The organism is Pseudomonas sp. DY-1 (assembly GCF_003626975.1).
GTDB lineage: Bacteria > Pseudomonadota > Gammaproteobacteria > Pseudomonadales > Pseudomonadaceae > Metapseudomonas.
On the sequence record NZ_CP032616.1, the window covers coordinates 4500591 to 4517740 of the forward strand.

The following is a 17150-nucleotide window of genomic DNA, read 5'->3' on the forward strand; positions in this document are numbered from 1 at the left end:
AGGCTCACGACAATTGGCAGACCTTCGGCCCGCTTGGCGAATGAATTCGCCCCTACAAGGGCATTTTCAGGAGGCCTTGTCGCCGTCCGTAGGCACCGCCTGCTCCTTCGCCAGCTTCCCGGCTTGGTGCGGTGGGGTGAGTCCCATGGACAGATAGATGCTGGTCAGGCCTTCCACGCCCATTTCCGCAGGGCGGAGCCATTCCACCGGGACGTAGATCAGCCCGCCACCCACGGGAATGGGCGCGGTCGGGACCAGAATGGCGCAGTAGGAACGGCCATCCAGTTCGAAGGTTTCCGGGTTGGGGCAAAGGGCCAGGACGGCCGCGCCTTCACCGCCGAAGATGCACCAGACCGGACTCATGGCGGCGATGTCGGCGTTCTTGCTGCGATCGAGCAGGCCGACGAAGCGGTCCGCCAGGCCGTACAGGCTTCCGATCAGCGGTGCGCGGCGCAGCGTCATGTCCAGCAGCCAGGCTAGCGGGCGGCGCAGGCCGAGCTGCACCGCCAGGCCCAGCGGATAGAGACTGCCCAGTAGCACCAGTGTGCCCACCAAGTACGCCAGCACCGGGTTGCTGGCGAACGGTTGGCCAAGGGCGCCGAGGAGCTGGCCGATCACAGTGGATGGCCCAACCAGTCGATTCAGCAGGCTGAACAGCCAGGCCAGCAACGCCAGGGTCAGCACCAGCGGCAACAGGGCCAGCAGGCCGGTGAGCCAGGTGGTGACCACGGAGCGGAAGCTTTGCTTGAGCATGGCGGGTTCCCGGGCTCGCCTTACCTGGTCAGCGCTTTCCAGCCGCGCAGGCTGATCAGGGTCTGTGCCTGCTCGCTACGGGCGGCCAATACCTCGCCGTCCAGGGGCAGGGCGGCCAGTTCGGCGAACTTGGACAGTTCACCGTAGGCGCGGTCGGCTTCCGGCACTTCCAACACCTGGCGTGCCAGGCGCAGCCAGACCAGCAGGCGCTCGATGCGCGGCAGCTGCTCGGACAGGTCCTCGGGCTGGCGCTTGTAACGCTCCAGCTTGAGGGCTTCGGCTTCTTCGGCGAGCAGGCGCGGCAGCCAGTTGCCCAGCGACGCCTTGCCCTGGCGGTTGCCGCGCTCGTTGCGCTCGACGGTCCAGGCGCGAGCCAGCAGCCAGCGCGATGCGTTGAGGGAGAACAGGCCCCAGCGGGTGCCGGCGAGTTCTTCGGCGAACTGCTGCGGCGCAGCGTGACGTACGGCTTCATCCAGCTCACCGGCCTGGACGCGCGGGCGCCAGTCCTTGAGCAGGGCGTCCAGGGCTTCGCGCAGGTCGTGGCTGCTGGCGCGTGGGGCGGCCTGGCCGAGGCTGCCGATCAGGGCGCGCAGGTCGACCAGTTGCTGCAACCAGTCCACCAGCAGCTTCCAGTGGCCATTGAAACGGTACTGCTCGGCCAGACGCTGGCTGCTACCCAGCAGGTGCCAGGCCAGCGCGGCAAAGGCGTCGTCCAGCGACAGTTCGGCGCTAAGTTCCGGAATCGGCAGGCTGAGGTGGTAGCTGTTGGCATCGTGCAGACGGTAGCCGCGCTCGGCCTTGCTGATATCGCAAGGCATCAGTGGCAGGTCGGCGGCCAGTTCGGCGGCCAGTTCCAGCAGCGCCTCGGGCTCGCCTTGGCGCAACTCCAGTTCCAGCTCGCAGATTTCTTCTTCCTGCTTGCCGGCGATGACCTTGCCCAGGTCCAGGGCAGCTTCGATCACCACCTTGGCCTTGCCGCGACCCCAGGCAATTTCGGCCCGGTCGCGATTGAAGTCGGTGGTGAAGATCGGCTTGAGCTGCTTTTTGTCCAGTTCGGCCAGGCTGGCGGGCCAGCACTCGTCGGTGAGTTTCTTCGGGTCCAGCTTGGCCTTGTCCAGGTACCAGTCCCACTCGTTGCGCTCGGACAGCCCGGCCACGCTCTGGCCGCGGGTCTTGAGGGTCTGGATGAACTGTTCGCCGTCACGGCGCAGGCGCAGGGCCACGCGGGCCTGGGCCAGGTCCCGTTCCGGGGTGTCGAAGTACTGGTTGAAAAGCTCGCGGCGTTCCCAGCCGGACTTGTTGCGCTTCTTCAGCAGCGGGTGGTCGCGCAGGGCTTCCAGGGTCTCGCGGCTGGCGCGAAGCTTGATTTCGGTCTCTTTGTTCATCGCCGGGGTCTTTCAGACGCAGCCAGGGGGTGGCTACCAAGGCGGTGAAGTTTACAGGACAGGTCAGCACCTTGCCGCAGCGGTTTCACCGCGCGCGGGCTGGGCCTATGATGATCCCTCGTCCGAGGAGGTCCCCGATGTCCGTTCCAGACCTGAAATCGCAGTTCGCTGCGCTGATCGCCACACCTTCGGTGAGCTGCACCCAGCCCAGTTGGGACCAGTCGAACCAGGCGGTGATCGACTTGCTTGCGAGCTGGCTCGGTGACCTTGGCTTCCGCTGCGAGATCCAGCAGGTGGCGCCGGGCAAGGCCAACTTGCTCGCGACCTACGGAACGGGTCCCGGCGGTCTGGTGCTGGCTGGCCATAGCGACACCGTGCCGTTCGATTCCGCCCTGTGGAAAACCGACCCGCTGAAGCTTAGTGAGGTCAACAATCGCTGGTACGGGCTGGGCAGCTGTGACATGAAGGGCTTCTTCCCCTTGGCCATCGAAGCCGTTCGTGGCCTGCTCGACCAGCACTTCCGCCAACCGCTGATCATCCTCGCGACCTGCGACGAGGAGAGCTCCATGGCCGGTGCCCGTGCGCTGGCGCAGGCCGGGCAACCGCTGGGCCGCGCGGCGGTGATCGGCGAGCCGACAGGCCTCAAGCCGATCCGCCTGCACAAGGGGGTAATGATGGAGCGCATCGATATCCTCGGGCAGAGTGGCCATTCCTCTGACCCCAGCCTCGGTCACAGCGCCCTGGAAGCCATGCATGCGGTGATGAGCGACCTGATCGAGCTGCGTGGCGAATGGCAGCAGGAGTTCCGCAATCCGCAATTCACCGTGCCCCAGCCGACCCTCAACCTCGGCTGCATCCATGGTGGCGACAACCCCAACCGCATCTGCGGCCAGTGCAGCCTGGAGTTCGACCTACGGCCGCTTCCGGGAATGAACCCGGAAACCCTGCGCGCGGTCATCCGCCAGCGCCTGCGCCCGGTGGCGGAGCATTACCAGGTGAAGATCGGCTTCAAGCCGCTGTTCCCGGCGGTACCGCCGTTCGAACAGTCTCCGGAAAGTGATCTGGTGCGCCTGGCCGAACGTCTTACCGGCCATACGGCGCAAGCGGTGGCCTTCGGCACCGAAGCGCCGTATCTTCAGCAGCTCGGTTGCGAGACCCTGGTGCTCGGCCCTGGCGACATCGCCTGTGCCCACCAGCCGGACGAGCACCTCGAACTGTCACGGATCGAGCCTACCGTTGCGCTATTGCGCCAGCTCATCCAGCATTACTGCCTTCAATCCGCCACCACATCCTGACCGGGAGGGTTTCCGTTGATGCTCATGCGACGACGATAACGCGCCGACTCACTGCTCGCCGGCCGAGCACCGCCTTCGTCTATTCGCCACCTGTTCAGGCTCACGGAACCATGCCCGATTACGTCAACTGGCTGCGCCACGCTACTCCCTACATCAACGCCCACCGGGACTGCACCTTCGTGGTGATGCTGCCCGGCGAGGGTGTCGCCCACCCGAATTTCGGCAATATCGTCCATGACCTGGTGCTGCTGCACAGCATGGGCGTGCGTCTGGTGCTGGTACACGGTTCACGGCCGCAGATCGAAACGCGCCTGGCCACTCGTGGCCTGACCCCGCACTTCCACCGCGACCTGCGGATTACGGACGGCCCGACGCTGGAGTGCGTAATCGACGCCGTGGGCCAGTTGCGCATCGCCATCGAGGCGCGCCTGTCCATGGATATTGCCGCCTCGCCCATGCAGGGCTCGCGGTTGCGGGTGAGCACCGGCAACTTCGTCACCGCGCGCCCCATCGGCGTCGTCGACGGCATCGACTATCACCACACCGGTGAAGTGCGCCGGATCGACCGCAAGGGCATCGGCCGCCTGCTGGACGAGCGCACGATCGTGCTGCTGTCGCCGCTTGGCTATTCGCCTACCGGGGAAATCTTCAATCTCGCCTGCGAGGACGTGGCCACCCGCGTGGCGATCGACCTGGGTGCGGACAAGCTGATCCTGTTCGGCGCCGAGCGCGGCCTGATCGACGAGTCCGGAAAGCTGGTGCGCGAATTGCGCCCGCAACAGGTACCGCCGCACCTGACCCGTCTGGGCAACAACTACCAGGCCGAGCTACTGGACGCCGCCGCCCAGGCCTGCCGTGCCGGGGTCAAGCGGAGCCACATGGTCAGCTATGCCGAGGACGGCTCGCTACTGACCGAGCTGTTCACCCGTGACGGCGGCGGCACCCTGGTGGACCAGGAGCAGTTCGAGTCCCTCCGTGAAGCCACCATCGACGATGTCGGCGGCCTGATCGACCTGATCACCCCATTGGAGGATCAGGGCATCCTGGTGCGCCGTTCGCGCGAGGTGCTGGAGCGGGAGATCGAGCAGTTCACCATCGTCGAGCGCGATGGCCTGATCATCGCCTGCGCGGCGCTCTACCCCATCGCCGATTCCGATACCGGCGAGCTGGCTTGCCTGGCGGTGAATCCGGAGTACCGCCATGGCGGCCGTGGTGACGAGTTGCTGGAACGCATCGAGGAACGGGCTCGCGCCCTCGGCCTGAAGACCCTCTTCGTCCTCACCACACGCACCGCCCATTGGTTCCGCGAGCGTGGCTTCCAGCCCAGTGGCGTGGAACATCTGCCGGCGGCGCGTGCCTCGCTGTACAACTACCAGCGCAATTCCCAGATATTCGAGAAGACGCTCTGACCCGAGCCCCGGCGATTGTGCCGGGGCGCGGCAAGCCGACTCAGGGCAGGATGGCGAATACCCGTGCCGGGAATCCGCTGCCGCGGGCAATCTTAGGGAAGCTGACCACGACCAGGGCGCCTGCCTCAGGTACCTGGTCGAGGTTGGCCAGCAGCTCGATCTGGTAGTGATCCCTTCCTAGGATGTAGGACTCCAGTGAATAGTCGTCCTTGCTGGTCGCCAGGCCCGGATCGGTGTCGGTGGTTTCATGGCCGGACGCTGTGATTTTGCGGGTTTCGTACAGGTAGACCAGCGCCTCCTTGCTCCATCCCGGATAGTGGGCCACGCCTTGGGCATCGGCGTTCTGGATCTTCTCCTGGCTCGGCCAGCGCCTGGACCAGTCGGTGCGCATGGCCACGAACGATCCTTCCGGTACCGCGCCATGCCTGGCTTCCCAGTCCTTCACATCGGCCAGCGTGAGCACGTAGTCGGGATTCTTCGCCACCTTCTCGTGGACATCCAGAACGACCAGGGGCAGCAGTTGCTCTTTCACATCGATCTGGTCGACGCTGCGCAAGCCCTTGTGGAAATGCACCGGTGGGTCGACGTGGGTACCCCACTGGCCGACATGCGTGTAGAGGTCCACCTGGAAACCGTCCTTGTCGACCGTATAGAGCGTCTTGCGCTGGGCATTCTCGAAGCCCTTCCAATGCGGCACCTGCTCGTCGTAAGCGTGGGTCAGGTCGACCCAGGTCCTGGATTTGAGCGTGGCGTAGGTATCCCAGAGGCCCGGCTGTGCAGCCTGGGCAAGCAGCGGCAGCAACACTGGTAGGGCGAGGGCCAGGCGGCCCGGAAAGCGCTTCGACATTTGACCTTCTCCTTGGTGGCGGCGAGCCGGTATGGGTGGCTGCCTATACTGGTCTGGCCCATAACGTGAGGGGAGTCCAGCGGTGTCGTCCAAGCACTTGATCGAATATGAAAATGCCGGTCCGGAAGTCCGCGCCGTGTTCGAGGACATCATGGCCACCCGCAAGGTGGACCGGGTGAACAACTTCTGGAAGGCATTGGCGCGGCACCCGGAAACCCTGCGCCGCACCTGGGAGAGTCTGAAGGAGGTGATGGCACCCGACGGTGCCCTCGATCCCCTGACCAAGGAGCTGATCTATATCGCCGTGAGCGTGACCAACAATTGCGGCTACTGCATAGGCTCGCACACGGCAGCGGCGCGCAAGGCCGGGATGACGGAGGCGATGCTGGGCGAGCTGATGGCGGTAATCGGCATGGCCAATGAGACCAACCGGCTGGCAGTGGGCTACCGGGTGCCGCTGGACGCTGCGTTCGAGGAGTGAGGCGGAACGCTCCGGCATGGAACCGCGAAGGTCCATGCCGGAGACGCTGATCAGTTGCTGATCAAGCCCAGGATGCTCGCCTGGTAGGCGGCGACGAAGGTGTCGAAGTCCACTTCCGGTTCGGCTTCCAGGCGTGCCTGTTCATCCAGCGATTCACGGGCCAGGGCCTCGAATCGGGCCTGGTCCTCGGCGCTCAGAGGCTGGCTGCGGAAGTAGTCGGCGTGCTGGCGGCTATGACGCAGGGCGAACTGGCTGAAGCTTTCGCCGTTGCTGCGAAGTTCCGCCAGTACCCGGGCCGAAGGGGTGAGCTCGGGATCGGCGACCTTGGCGCGCTGGGTGGCCAGGGCTGTGGAGTGATCCTCGGTGTCCAGCGCGCGGTCCAACAGTTCAGCGGTATGAGCGATGCGGTCGAGCAGATCCCCGGCCCACTCCGTGAGGCCGACGGCATGGCCGTGGCGTTGCAGCGTCAGACCCGGACGGCGCCCTTCCTTGACCACTCGCTGGAAGTTGTCGGTGGCGCTGCGGCATTCCTCTCCGGCCATCGGCGGGCTGTCCTGCAGGGCGCAGAACAGCAGGAAGGCGTCGAGGAAACGGGCTTCGGTGAGGTCGATGCCCAGCGGCAGGAACGGGTTGATGTCGAGGCAACGCACTTCCACGTATTGCACACCACGGGCCATCAGCGCCTGGATCGGGCGCTCGCCGGTGTAGGTGACGCGCTTGGGGCGGATCGACGAGTAGTACTCGTTCTCGATCTGGATCACGTTGGTATTCAGCTGTACCCATTCGCCATCCTGCTTGGTGCCGATTTCGGCATAGGGCGGGTAGGGCGTGGAGACTGCCTGGCGCAGGCTCGACAGGTAGCTGTCGAGGCTGTTGTAGCAAGGCGTGAGGCCGGCCTGGGCATTGTTCTGGTAGCCCAGGTCGCTCATACGCAGGCTGGTGGCGTACGGCAGGAAGAGCGTATCCGCGTCGAGGCTGTCGAGATCGTGCGGGCGGCCGCGCAGGAAGCTTTTGTCCAGGGCCGGCGCGGCGCCGAACAGATACATCAGCAGCCAGCTGTAGCGGCGGAAGTTTCGGATCATCGCGATGTAGCGCGCCGACTGGTAGTCGCGGTCGCTTTGCGGATCACCTTCGGCCTGCTTGAGCAGCGGCCAGAGCGCCTCGGGCAGGGAGTAGTTGTAGTGGATGCCGGCAATGCACTGCATCGTCTTGCCATAACGCACGGCCAGACCTTTGCGGTAGACGTACTTCAGGCGGCCGATGGGCGAGGTGCCGTAGCGGGCGATCGGAATATCTTCTTCCGACGGCAGCCGGCAAGGCATGGACGGGCTCCAGAGCAGTTCATCGCCGAGCTTGCCGGCGGTGAATCGATGGACCTTCTCCAGGTCAGCCAGGGTCTGCGCCGGATCGGCCTCGGCCGGAGTGATGAACTCCAGCAGGGATTCGGAATAGTCCGTGGTGATCTGCGCATGGGTCAGGGCCGAGCCCAGCGCGGGGGAGTGCGGCGTCAGCGCCAGTTGGCCATTGCCATCGACCCGCAGACACTCGCGCTCGATGCCATGCAGGCAGCGGGTGAGCAGGGGCAGGTTGGCGCGCTCGCCGAGCAAGGCCAGGCGGCGGGAAAGAAGATCGCTCAATTTGGAATCCTTCACGCGTCGGTCGCCCCAATATGGGGGTGGACCAAGCTGTCTACAAGAGTCGGACTTCGCCGCCGGCCGAAATACTTTTCCAGCCGGCGGGTCGCGTTGTCGCTTCGTCCAGAATAGAGCTTTGCCACTGCCCCGCTGTTACAGCTGAGCGAAGGTGCCTTGTCCCTTGGCGACCAGCTTGTCGCCCTGCATCACATCGGCCTCCACCACCAGGGTGCGCTTGCCAGCGTGCAGTACCCGTGCCTTGCAAATCACCTCACCCTCCGCCACCGGGCGCAGGTAGTTGATCTTGCATTCGAGCGTGGCGCTGCGCCGGTCGAAGCCGTGGGTGCTGGTGCAGGCCAGCCCCATGGTGATGTCCAGCAGGGAGAAAATCGCCCCGCCGTGCATCACTTGCCCGCGATTTCGCAGGTGCTCGTCCATGGGCAGGCGCGCCTCGGCGACACCATCGCCGAGGCTCAGCGGCTCGATGCCCAGCAACTTGCTGTAGGCGCTGGTGGTTTGCTGGTCGGTGAAGTCCATCGTCACTTCTTCTTGATCTGCTTGGCGTTGGCGAACAGCGAGGCCATGGCGCCGCTAGCCGGCGGAGCGCTGTTACGCGGCGCGCTCTGCTGCTGGCGCGGCTGGCCGCCTTGGCGCCCGCCACCGCGCGGGCCTTCGACTTTCTCGCCAGGGGTGTCGCCCATGCGCATGGACAGGCCCACGCGGTTACGCGGGATGTCCACTTCCATGACCTTCACACGGACGATGTCACCGGCCTTGACCACCTCGTACGGGTCTTTGACGAACTTCTCCGACAGGGCGGAAATGTGTACCAGGCCGTCCTGGTGGACACCGATGTCGACGAAGGCGCCGAAGTTGGTGACGTTGGTCACCACGCCCTCCAGCATCATGCCGGGCTTGAGGTCCTTGAGGCTTTCCACGCCTTCCTGGAACTCGGCGGTCTTGAACTCGGGACGCGGGTCGCGACCGGGCTTGTCCAGTTCCTTGATGATGTCGGTGACGGTGGGCAGGCCGAAGGTCTCGTCGGTGAACTTCGCCGGGTCCAGGCGCTTGAGGAAGCCGGAGTCGCCGAGCAGCGAGCGGATGTCACGGCCGGTGCCTTCCGCGATGCGTTGCACCAGCGGGTAGGTTTCCGGGTGCACGGCGGAAGCGTCCAGCGGGTTGTCGCCATTCATCACGCGGAGGAAGCCGGCGGCCTGCTCGAAGGTCTTCTCGCCAAGACGGCTGACCTTCTTCAGTTCGTCGCGGGTCTTGAACGCGCCGTTGGCGTCACGGTAGCTGACGATGTTCTGCGCCAGGGTGGCGTTGAGGCCGGAGATGCGCGCCAGCAGGGCAGCGGAGGCGGTATTCACATCCACGCCCACGGCGTTCACGCAGTCTTCCACCACGGCGTCCAGGCTGCGCGCCAGCTGCAGCTGGGACACGTCGTGCTGGTACTGGCCGACGCCGATGGATTTCGGGTCGATCTTCACCAGTTCGGCCAGCGGGTCCTGCAGGCGGCGGGCAATGGACACGGCGCCGCGCAGGGAGACGTCAAGGTCGGGGAATTCCTTCGCCGCCAGCTCGGACGCGGAGTACACCGAAGCACCGGCCTCGCTGACCATGATCTTGGTCATCTTCAGGGCCGGGTACTTCTTGATCAGCTCGATGGCCAGCTTGTCGGTTTCGCGGCTGGCGGTGCCGTTGCCGATGGCGATCAGGTCGACGCTGTGCTTGGCGCAGAGCTTGCCGAGGACGGCCAGGGTTTCGTCCCACTTGTTGTGCGGCACGTGCGGATAGACGGTGGCGGTATCCAGCAGTTTGCCGGTGACGTCGACCACCGCCACTTTGCAACCGGTGCGCAGGCCCGGGTCGAGACCCAGGGTGGCGCGCGGGCCGGCCGGAGCGGCCAGCAGCAGGTCGTGCAGGTTGCGGGCGAAGACGTTGATGGCTTCGCTTTCGGCGGCTTCACGCAGCTCGCCCAGCAGGTCGGTTTCCAGGTGGGTGTAGAGCTTGACCTTCCAGGTCCAGCGCACCACTTCGGACAGCCATTTGTCAGCGGCGCGGCCCTGGTTGGCGATGCCGAAGCGCTCGCCGATCATCACCTCGCAAGGGTGCATGGTGCCGGGCAGTTCTTCGCCGACCTTCAGGGCGATGCTCAGCACTCCCTCGTTGCGGCCACGGAAGATCGCCAGGGCGCGGTGCGAGGGAACGCCCTTGAGGTTCTCGTCATGCTCGAAGTAGTCGCTGAACTTGGCGCCTTCCTGTTCCTTGCCGGCGACAAGGCGGGCGCTGAGGGTGGCGCCGTCCTTCAGGAAGCCGCGCAGGTTGGCCAGCAGCGTGGCGTCTTCGGCGAAGCGCTCCATGAGGATGTACTTGGCGCCCTCGAGCACGGCCTTGATGTCGGCGAAGCCCTTCTCCGCGTCGATGAAGCGTTCGGCTTCGACTTCCGGGGCCAGGGTCGGGTCGTTGAACAGCGCATCGGCCAGATCGCCTAGGCCGGCTTCCAGGGCGATCTGGCCCTTGGTGCGGCGTTTCTGCTTATACGGAAGGTACAGGTCTTCCAGGCGGGTCTTGGTGTCTGCGAGCTTGATCTCGCGTTCCAGCTCGGGGGTCAGCTTGCCCTGTTCGGTGATGCTGGCGAGGATCGCGGTGCGGCGGTCTTCCATTTCGCGCAGGTAGCGCAGGCGTTCTTCCAGGTTACGCAACTGGGTGTCGTCGAGGCTGCCGGTGACTTCTTTCCGGTAACGAGCGATGAAAGGCACGGTCGAGCCTTCGTCCAGCAGTTCCACTGCGGCGGCGACCTGTTGCGGGCGCACGCCCAGTTCTTCGGCGATGCGGTTGTTGATGCTGTCCATTGAAAACACCTGCATGGGCGGCAGCCCGGGCCGGGCCACGGAGGCTGCCGCAGAATGACAGACCGGCGAACCAGGGGCTCGCCGGTGATGAAAGGCGCCGCATTATAAACACCGAGTTTCAAAGGGTAGGAAACCGTTCGGGGAAAAATCTGCTAACAATGGGCAAGCCGCCGCGAGCCGCTGGCAAGCGATAATGTGCGGCTTGCCGAACAGGAGAAAACATGAGCAGCAACCCGACCGCTGAAGGCGAAAAGATCCTTATTGTCGATGACGACGCCCGTCTGCGGCGCCTTCTCGAGCGTTTCCTCGACGAGCAGGGCTTTCGCGTGCGCGCCGTGGAGAACGTCGAGCAGATGGATCGCCTGCTGGCTCGCGAACTCTTCAATCTGGTGGTGCTCGACCTGATGCTGCCCGGCGAGGATGGCCTGTCGGCCTGCCGCCGGCTGCGCGCATCGAACAATCAGGTGCCGATCATCATGCTCACCGCCAAGGGCGACGAGACCAGCCGTATCCAGGGCCTGGAACTGGGCGCCGACGACTATCTGGCCAAGCCGTTCAACCCCCGCGAGTTGCTGGCGCGGATCAAGGCCGTGCTGCGTCGCCAGGCACCGCAGGTGCCGGGTGCCCCGGCCAGCGAGGACGAAAGCGTCAGCTTCGGCGAGTACGAGCTGTCCCTGGCTACCCGCGAGTTGAAGAAGGGCGACGACGTGCAGATGCTCACCACCGGTGAGTTCGCCGTACTCAAGGCGCTGGTCCAGCATGCCCGCGAGCCACTGACCCGCGACAAGCTGATGAATCTAGCCCGTGGTCGCGAGTGGGACGCCCTGGAGCGCTCCATCGACGTGCAGATTTCCCGCCTGCGCCGGCTGATCGAGCCAGACCCTTCCAAGCCGCGCTATATCCAGACCGTCTGGGGCGTCGGCTACGTGTTCGTGCCCGATGGCAACAAGTGAACGCGCGGCGGGGGTTCCCGCCGCCGGGCAACCCAGGGGGGTGATGCGCGCCCCCTATTGGTTCCCGCAGAGCTTCTTCTCACGCACCCTCTGGCTGGTGCTCATCGTCGTCCTGTTCTCCAAGGCGCTGACCCTGGTTTACCTGATGATGAACGAGGACGTGCTGGTGGATCGTCAGTACAGCCACGGTGCGGCGCTGACCCTGCGCGCCTACTGGGCGGCGAGTGAAGAAGAGCGTCACGACCTGGCCAAGGCAGCTGGCCTCAAGCGGGTCACCCGCGACGCTGTGCCGGCCAGCGAGCAGCACTGGCCCTACAGCGAAATCTTCCAGCGCCAGATGCAGTCCGAGCTCGGTCCGGGTACCGAAGTGCGCCTGCGTGCGCAAAGCCCGCCAGCGCTCTGGGTCCACGCGCCGGAGCTGGGGCCGGACTGGGTGCGCATCCCGCTTTATCCACACCCCCTGCGTGGCCAGCGTATCTGGAGTGTGCTCGGCTGGTTCCTCGGCATCGGCCTGCTGTCCACCGCTGCCGCGTGGATTTTCGTGCGCCAGCTCAACGCGCCGCTAAAGCGCCTCGTCTTCGCCGCCCGCCAGGTTGGCCAGGGTCGCAGTGTGCGCCTGCCGGTAAGCGACACGCCGAGCGAGATGGCCGAGGTGTATCGCGCCTTCAACCAGATGGCTGAAGACGTCGAGCGCGGTGCCCGCGAGCGCGAGCTGATGCTCGCCGGCGTCTCCCACGACCTGCGCACGCCGCTCACGCGCCTGCGCCTGTCGCTGGAGCTGATGAGCAACGACTCCGAGCTGACCGACGACATGGTCCGCGACATCGAGGACATGGACGCCATCCTCGACCAGTTCCTCGCCTTTATCCGCGACGGCCGTGATGAGCGCGTGGAAGAGCTGGACCTTGGCGAGCTGGTGAGTGAGGTGGTGGCGCCCTACAACCAGCAGGAGGAGCAGGTACGCCTGTGCCTGGAACCACTGCCGCCGTTCCCGTTGCGGCGGGTTTCGATCAAGCGGCTGTTGGTGAATCTGATCGAGAATGCGCTGCGATACGGCGGTAACGGTGTCGAAGTTGCAGCTTTTGTGGCGGGTGACAATGCCGCGCCCTACGTCGTGCTGAGTGTGCTGGATCGCGGTCAGGGCATCGATCCCGCTGAGCTGCAGGACATCTTCAACCCCTTCATCCGGGGTGACCGAGCCCGTGGCGGCAAGGGCACCGGCCTGGGCCTGGCCATCGTCAAGCGCATCGCCGCGCAGCACGGCGGCAGCGTCGAACTGCGCAACCGCTCTGGTGGTGGCCTGGAAGCACGCGTCTGCCTGCCCCTGGGACTAATGCTCCCCCGCGACGCTGTCTAGGTTCTTACGAAAACGGCCTGCGCTTCGGTCATGCGTTGTCAGGAATCGATGAGAAATGCTCATTGGCAGGCGTCAACTGCGCTTTCTCATCGATTCCTTCCTAGTCTGACCGTCGCTCGGCTCCTTTTCGTACGGAGCGACGTTCCGCTGCGTTCCGCGCCCACTATCTCGCTGAAATCCCTTCGGCCCCGGATTCCTGCCTGCCATCGGCGGTGATGCCACGCGGCCATGTTTTAGGCGTACGCTTGCCCGGCGCTGGGCTATCTTCAGCTTGCGCACCGACATGAGGTCAGTATGCAAGCTGCTCCGTTCCGACTTCCCCAATGGACCTGGTGGTTGCCGCTGCCGCTGCTGCATCTGGCTACCTGGGTGTCCCTGCTGACTCAAGCGTCCAGCGGTCTCGCCGTGTGGTATCTGCCCTTCGCGCTTGGCCTGGTGTTCTGCCTCTGGTGGGGCGCGCGGGTGCTGCCCGCCATTTACCTCAACGCACTGCTCAGCGTGCCGTTGTGGGACCTGAACTTCTACTGGGCACCGCTGTACGCCTTGCCGGAAACCCTCAGCGTGGCCGCCGGCTGGTGGGCGCTCAGGCGCTCGGGATGCCACGCGGACCTGCGCGACTTCCCTGAACTGCTGCGCTTCATGCTCTACGGCGTGCTCCTGCCGGTCAGCCTGCTGGTCTACGGCGAGCAACTGGCCCTGATACTGAGCGGCAACCTTGCCCGCGACAGCTGGGGCAACGCCACGCTGTTGGTCTGGCCTGGCGCCTGCCTGACGACCCTGGCCGTGAGCCTGCCGCTGCTGACTTACCTGACGCCGCTGTTCAGCCGCCGCGGCTGGGTGCCCGAGCCGGTGGAAGCACTGCCCGAAACCCTGCACCATCTGCCGCCATGGCCGCTGTTGTTGGCGTTGGCGTTGCTCATCCCGTGGCTGATTACGGTGGTGCCGCTGATCCTCACCTTGCCGCCCATCGGCATGATGATGCTCGGCCTGGCGCTGGTCTGGGGGTTTCCCGGTGCTCTCTGCGGAGCGGGACTCACCGCCCTGACTGTGCTTGCCCTGCCGGCGCTGCGGAAGCTGGATGGCGGGACAGGCCTGGCCGATCCGCAGTGGGGCGTCGAGCTGTACTTCAGCGTGCTGCTGCTGATGATGTCGGCGCTGCTGGTGGGACGCAGCCTCAGCGACCTGCGCCTGGCCCTCGGCCGGCGCGATGCGATGCAGAAGGAGCTGGCCCTGACCAACCTGGCGCTTCAGGCCAGTCCCCTGGGAGTGACCATCGTCGACGCGCGCCAGCCTGACCAGCCGTTGATCTACTGCAACCCCGCCTTCGAACAGATGAGTGGCTATTCGCGGGAAGAGGCGCTGGGAAACCATTGGCGTTTCCTGCTCCACCATGACCGCAACCAGTCCGAGCTGCCACGTCTCCAGGACGCGCTGCAACGTGGCGAGCAGTGCCATCTGGTGCTGCGCAACTACCGCAAGGACGGCAGCCTGTTCTGGAACGAGATCACCGTCGCGCCCATGCGGGATGACCTGGGCATCAGTCATTTCGTCGCCCTGCAGCACGACGTCAGCAGTCGCGAGATGATTTCCGAAGAGCTCGATACCCGCCGCGACGAACTGCTGCGCCAGACCCACCTGCTGAACCAGACCGAAGCCATCGCCGACATCGGCAGCTGGGTGCTGGAAATCGCCACCCTGAAAATGGCGTGGAGCGAGGGCAGTTTCCGGATCTACGAACTGGACCCTGCTGCAGGCGCTCCCAGCCTCGGTCAGATGCTCAGCTTCTTCGACCCGGCCAGCCGGGCACTGTTGGAAGACACCCTGGAACAGTGCCTGCGCAGTGCCGAACCCTTCGACGTCGAGTTGCGCATCCAGGGCGCCCGTGGCACACCGCGCTGGCTGCGGATCAAGGGACTGGCCGAACACGATGGCGACCAGGTGATCCGCATCTACGGAGCCATGCTCGACCTGACCACCCAGAAACGCTCGGAGCGCCTGCAACATGAGCGCGACAAGCACCTGCACCTGTTCTTCGAAGCGCCGCTGATCGGCATGGCACTGTGTACCCCGGACCAGCGCTGGGAAGAAGTCAACTACAAACTCTGCAGCATTCTCGGCCGCTCCCGTGAGCAATTGCGGGGTGTCGACTGGATGAGTATGACGGTGGCCGAGGATCGGGCCGCCGAAGAGGCACTGCTGGAAGACGTGCGCAAAGGTGAGCGCGACGGCTACGAGTTGGACAAGCGCTTCATGAGAGGCTCCGGCGGTACCGTGCACACGCGGGTCAATGTGCGTGGGGTGCGCGATCTCGACGGCCAGCTCTATGCCCTGCTGGCGCTGGTGGAAGACATCAGTGCCCGCCACGAGGCCGAGGCGCGCTACCGGACCTTGGTGGAACACGCGCCGGAAGCCATCCTGGTGTTCGATCCACAGCTGGGCATCGTTGAAGCCAACGAGAACGCAGCGCGCCTGTTCGGCCTGTCCCGCGAGCAGTTGAACGGCCAGATGCCCACCAGTTTCAGTCCGCAGTTGCAGGCCGATGGACGCTCGTCGCGGGAACTGGGCAATGCGTACACCCGTGCCGCGCTCAAGGGTGACACACCGACCTTTGACTGGCTGATGCGCGATGTGAACGGTCGCGTGCGTCCCTGCGAGGTCCGCCTGGTGCGTCTGCCCGGCGAAGGCCGGCCGCTGATTCGCCTGAGCATCACCGATATCTCCGAACGCCAGCGCTATCAACGCGAGATCGAGCGCCTGGCCTACAGCGACGAACTCACCGGTCTGCCCAACCGGCGGCTGCTGCTTGATCGCCTGCAGCACGCCATGGCCCGCGAGCAGCGCGAGGGCCGCTACGGCGCGCTGTTGTTCATCGACCTGGACCACTTCAAGACGGTCAACGACAGCCTCGGCCACCCCGTGGGCGACGCCCTGCTGAGGGAAGTCACTTCACGCCTGGCGGGTTGCCTGCGCAATGAAGACACCCTGGCGCGCCTAGGCGGTGACGAGTTTGTGGTGCTGCTGGAAGCCTTGGCCGACAGCCCGGAGCAGGCCGGCAAGCTGGCCGCCGAAGTGGGCGACAAGCTGCTGCAAAGCCTGCACGGCAGCTACATGATCGGTGAGCACGAACTGGTGGTCAGCGCCAGTATTGGTATCGCCCTGCACCCCTTCCTTGAACAGATCGCCGCAGACGTCCTCAAGCAGGCGGATACCGCCATGTACCGGGCCAAACAGTCCGGGCGCAACGCGCTGCACTTCTTCGCCCCCGAAATGCAGGCCGCCATCGACCAGCGCCTGCAACTGCAAAGCGAGCTGCGCCAGGCCATCGACCGGGGCCAGCTGAGCCTGGAGTTCCAGCCGCAACTGGCGCTCTCCGATGGCCGGGTGCTGGGCGCCGAAGCCTTGATGCGCTGGCACCATCCCACGCGTGGCGAGGTGCCACCGGCGCAGTTCATCCCGCTGGCGGAAGAGACCGGCCTGATCATCGAATTGTCGGACTGGATGCTCGAACGAGCCTGTTCATGCCTGGCCAACTGGCAGGCAGAGATGCCGTGGCTGGTGCTGGCCATCAACGTCAGTCCCCGCGAGTTGCGCAAACCGGGCTTCGTCGAGCGCATCAATAGCGCGCTCAAGCGCCATGGTGTGTCCGGCACTCGGCTGGAGCTGGAAATCACCGAAGGCAGCCTGCTGGAAGAAGTGGAGCAGTGCATTTCCGCCATGCAGGCACTCAAGGTCCTTGGCGTGCGCTTCGCCATCGACGATTTCGGTACGGGCTATTCATCCCTGGCCTACCTCAAGCGTCTGCCCCTCGACCGGCTGAAGATCGACCGCAGCTTTGTCGATGGACTGGCCAATGACGCGAGCGACCTGGCCCTGGTGGAAACCATCCTGGCCATTGGCCGCAACCTCGGGCTGGAATGCATCGCCGAAGGCATCGAAGGGGAAGAGCAGTTGTCCATGCTGCGCCAGCGTGGCTGCGAGCTCGGCCAGGGCTATCACTTCAGTCGGCCGCTGGACGAGGAAGGTTTCCGCAGCTGGATGCGTGATCGGGAAGGGCAGCAGCTGATGGAAAGCAGCTTGTAAGGAGTCGCGGATTCTCTGTGGGGGCGATTTCAATTGCGAATGAATTCGCGCTCACCCTGACGGGACAGATACTCCGGCGTGGCAAGGTTCGATCTAGTAGC

General features: G+C 65.1%; 12 protein-coding genes. 6 read left to right on the forward strand and 6 right to left on the reverse strand.

What is annotated here, in order from left to right:
* Positions 1-66: 66 nt before the first annotated feature.
* Both D6Z43_RS21260 and D6Z43_RS21265 read right to left on the reverse strand, forming a co-directional pair.
* Positions 67-753 (reverse strand): DUF502 domain-containing protein, encoded by a 687-nt coding sequence (locus D6Z43_RS21260; protein WP_120654027.1) that lies wholly within the window; start codon positions 751-753, stop codon positions 67-69.
* A gap of 20 nt (positions 754-773) precedes the next feature.
* Positions 774-2138 carry an inorganic triphosphatase gene (locus D6Z43_RS21265; protein ID WP_120654028.1) on the reverse strand — a complete coding sequence of 455 codons (1365 nt, stop codon included), beginning with the start codon at positions 2136-2138 and terminating at the stop codon, positions 774-776.
* Positions 2139-2275: 137 nt separating this feature from the next.
* Between D6Z43_RS21265 and argE the strand changes: the two genes are divergently transcribed.
* Positions 2276-3433: an acetylornithine deacetylase gene (argE, locus tag D6Z43_RS21270; RefSeq protein WP_120654029.1), complete on the forward strand. Its 1158-nt coding sequence runs from the start codon at positions 2276-2278 to the stop codon at positions 3431-3433.
* 110 nt (positions 3434-3543) lie between these two features.
* Positions 3544-4842 carry an amino-acid N-acetyltransferase gene (argA, locus tag D6Z43_RS21275; protein WP_120654030.1) on the forward strand — a complete coding sequence of 433 codons (1299 nt, stop codon included), beginning with the start codon at positions 3544-3546 and terminating at the stop codon, positions 4840-4842.
* 40 nt (positions 4843-4882) lie between these two features.
* Here the strand turns inward: argA and D6Z43_RS21280 are convergent, their stop codons facing one another.
* A complete protein-coding gene (locus D6Z43_RS21280) occupies positions 4883-5689 on the reverse strand; it encodes a cyclase family protein (RefSeq protein ID WP_120654031.1) in 807 nt (268 codons plus the stop codon).
* A gap of 82 nt (positions 5690-5771) precedes the next feature.
* Here D6Z43_RS21280 and D6Z43_RS21285 point away from each other — a divergent pair, with 82 nt between their 5' ends.
* Positions 5772-6170: a carboxymuconolactone decarboxylase family protein gene (locus tag D6Z43_RS21285; protein WP_120654032.1), complete on the forward strand. Its 399-nt coding sequence runs from the start codon at positions 5772-5774 to the stop codon at positions 6168-6170.
* Between the two features lie 50 nt (positions 6171-6220).
* On the opposite strand, the gene gshA is transcribed toward D6Z43_RS21285, so the two are convergent.
* From gshA to D6Z43_RS21300, 3 genes are all read right to left on the reverse strand, one after another.
* Positions 6221-7807, reverse strand: a complete 1587-nt coding sequence (gshA, locus tag D6Z43_RS21290; RefSeq protein ID WP_120654033.1) for a glutamate--cysteine ligase — start codon at positions 7805-7807, stop codon at positions 6221-6223.
* A gap of 150 nt (positions 7808-7957) precedes the next feature.
* Positions 7958-8341, reverse strand: a complete 384-nt coding sequence (locus D6Z43_RS21295; protein ID WP_120654034.1) for a PaaI family thioesterase — start codon at positions 8339-8341, stop codon at positions 7958-7960.
* Between the two features lie 2 nt (positions 8342-8343).
* Entirely contained in the window at positions 8344-10659 is a 2316-nt protein-coding gene (locus tag D6Z43_RS21300; protein WP_120654035.1) for a Tex family protein, read from the reverse strand.
* A gap of 221 nt (positions 10660-10880) precedes the next feature.
* Here D6Z43_RS21300 and ompR point away from each other — a divergent pair, with 221 nt between their 5' ends.
* The 3 genes from ompR to D6Z43_RS21315 all read left to right on the forward strand — a co-directional run bounded on the left by ompR (position 10881) and on the right by D6Z43_RS21315 (position 17049).
* A complete protein-coding gene (gene ompR, locus D6Z43_RS21305; RefSeq protein ID WP_120654036.1) occupies positions 10881-11612 on the forward strand; it encodes a two-component system response regulator OmpR in 732 nt (243 codons plus the stop codon).
* Between the two features lie 43 nt (positions 11613-11655).
* A complete protein-coding gene (locus tag D6Z43_RS21310) occupies positions 11656-12969 on the forward strand; it encodes an ATP-binding protein (RefSeq protein ID WP_120654037.1) in 1314 nt (437 codons plus the stop codon).
* Between the two features lie 294 nt (positions 12970-13263).
* A complete protein-coding gene (locus D6Z43_RS21315; RefSeq protein ID WP_120654038.1) occupies positions 13264-17049 on the forward strand; it encodes an EAL domain-containing protein in 3786 nt (1261 codons plus the stop codon).
* The last annotated feature ends 101 nt before the right edge of the window (positions 17050-17150 follow it).

Bases quoted from the DNA above. Each gene is read 5' to 3' on its own strand.
- D6Z43_RS21260 (WP_120654027.1), bottom strand. From the start codon at position 753: ATGCTCAAGCAAAGCTTCCGCTCCGTGGTCACCACCTGGCTCACCGGC.
- D6Z43_RS21265 (WP_120654028.1), bottom strand. From the start codon at position 2,138: ATGAACAAAGAGACCGAAATCAAGCTTCGCGCCAGCCGCGAGACCCTG.
- argE (WP_120654029.1), top strand. From the start codon at position 2,276: ATGTCCGTTCCAGACCTGAAATCGCAGTTCGCTGCGCTGATCGCCACA.
- argA (WP_120654030.1), top strand. From the start codon at position 3,544: ATGCCCGATTACGTCAACTGGCTGCGCCACGCTACTCCCTACATCAAC.
- D6Z43_RS21280 (WP_120654031.1), bottom strand. From the start codon at position 5,689: ATGTCGAAGCGCTTTCCGGGCCGCCTGGCCCTCGCCCTACCAGTGTTG.
- D6Z43_RS21295 (WP_120654034.1), bottom strand. From the start codon at position 8,341: ATGGACTTCACCGACCAGCAAACCACCAGCGCCTACAGCAAGTTGCTG.
- D6Z43_RS21300 (WP_120654035.1), bottom strand. From the start codon at position 10,659: ATGGACAGCATCAACAACCGCATCGCCGAAGAACTGGGCGTGCGCCCG.
- ompR (WP_120654036.1), top strand. From the start codon at position 10,881: ATGAGCAGCAACCCGACCGCTGAAGGCGAAAAGATCCTTATTGTCGAT.
- D6Z43_RS21310 (WP_120654037.1), top strand. From the start codon at position 11,656: ATGCGCGCCCCCTATTGGTTCCCGCAGAGCTTCTTCTCACGCACCCTC.
- D6Z43_RS21315 (WP_120654038.1), top strand. From the start codon at position 13,264: ATGCAAGCTGCTCCGTTCCGACTTCCCCAATGGACCTGGTGGTTGCCG.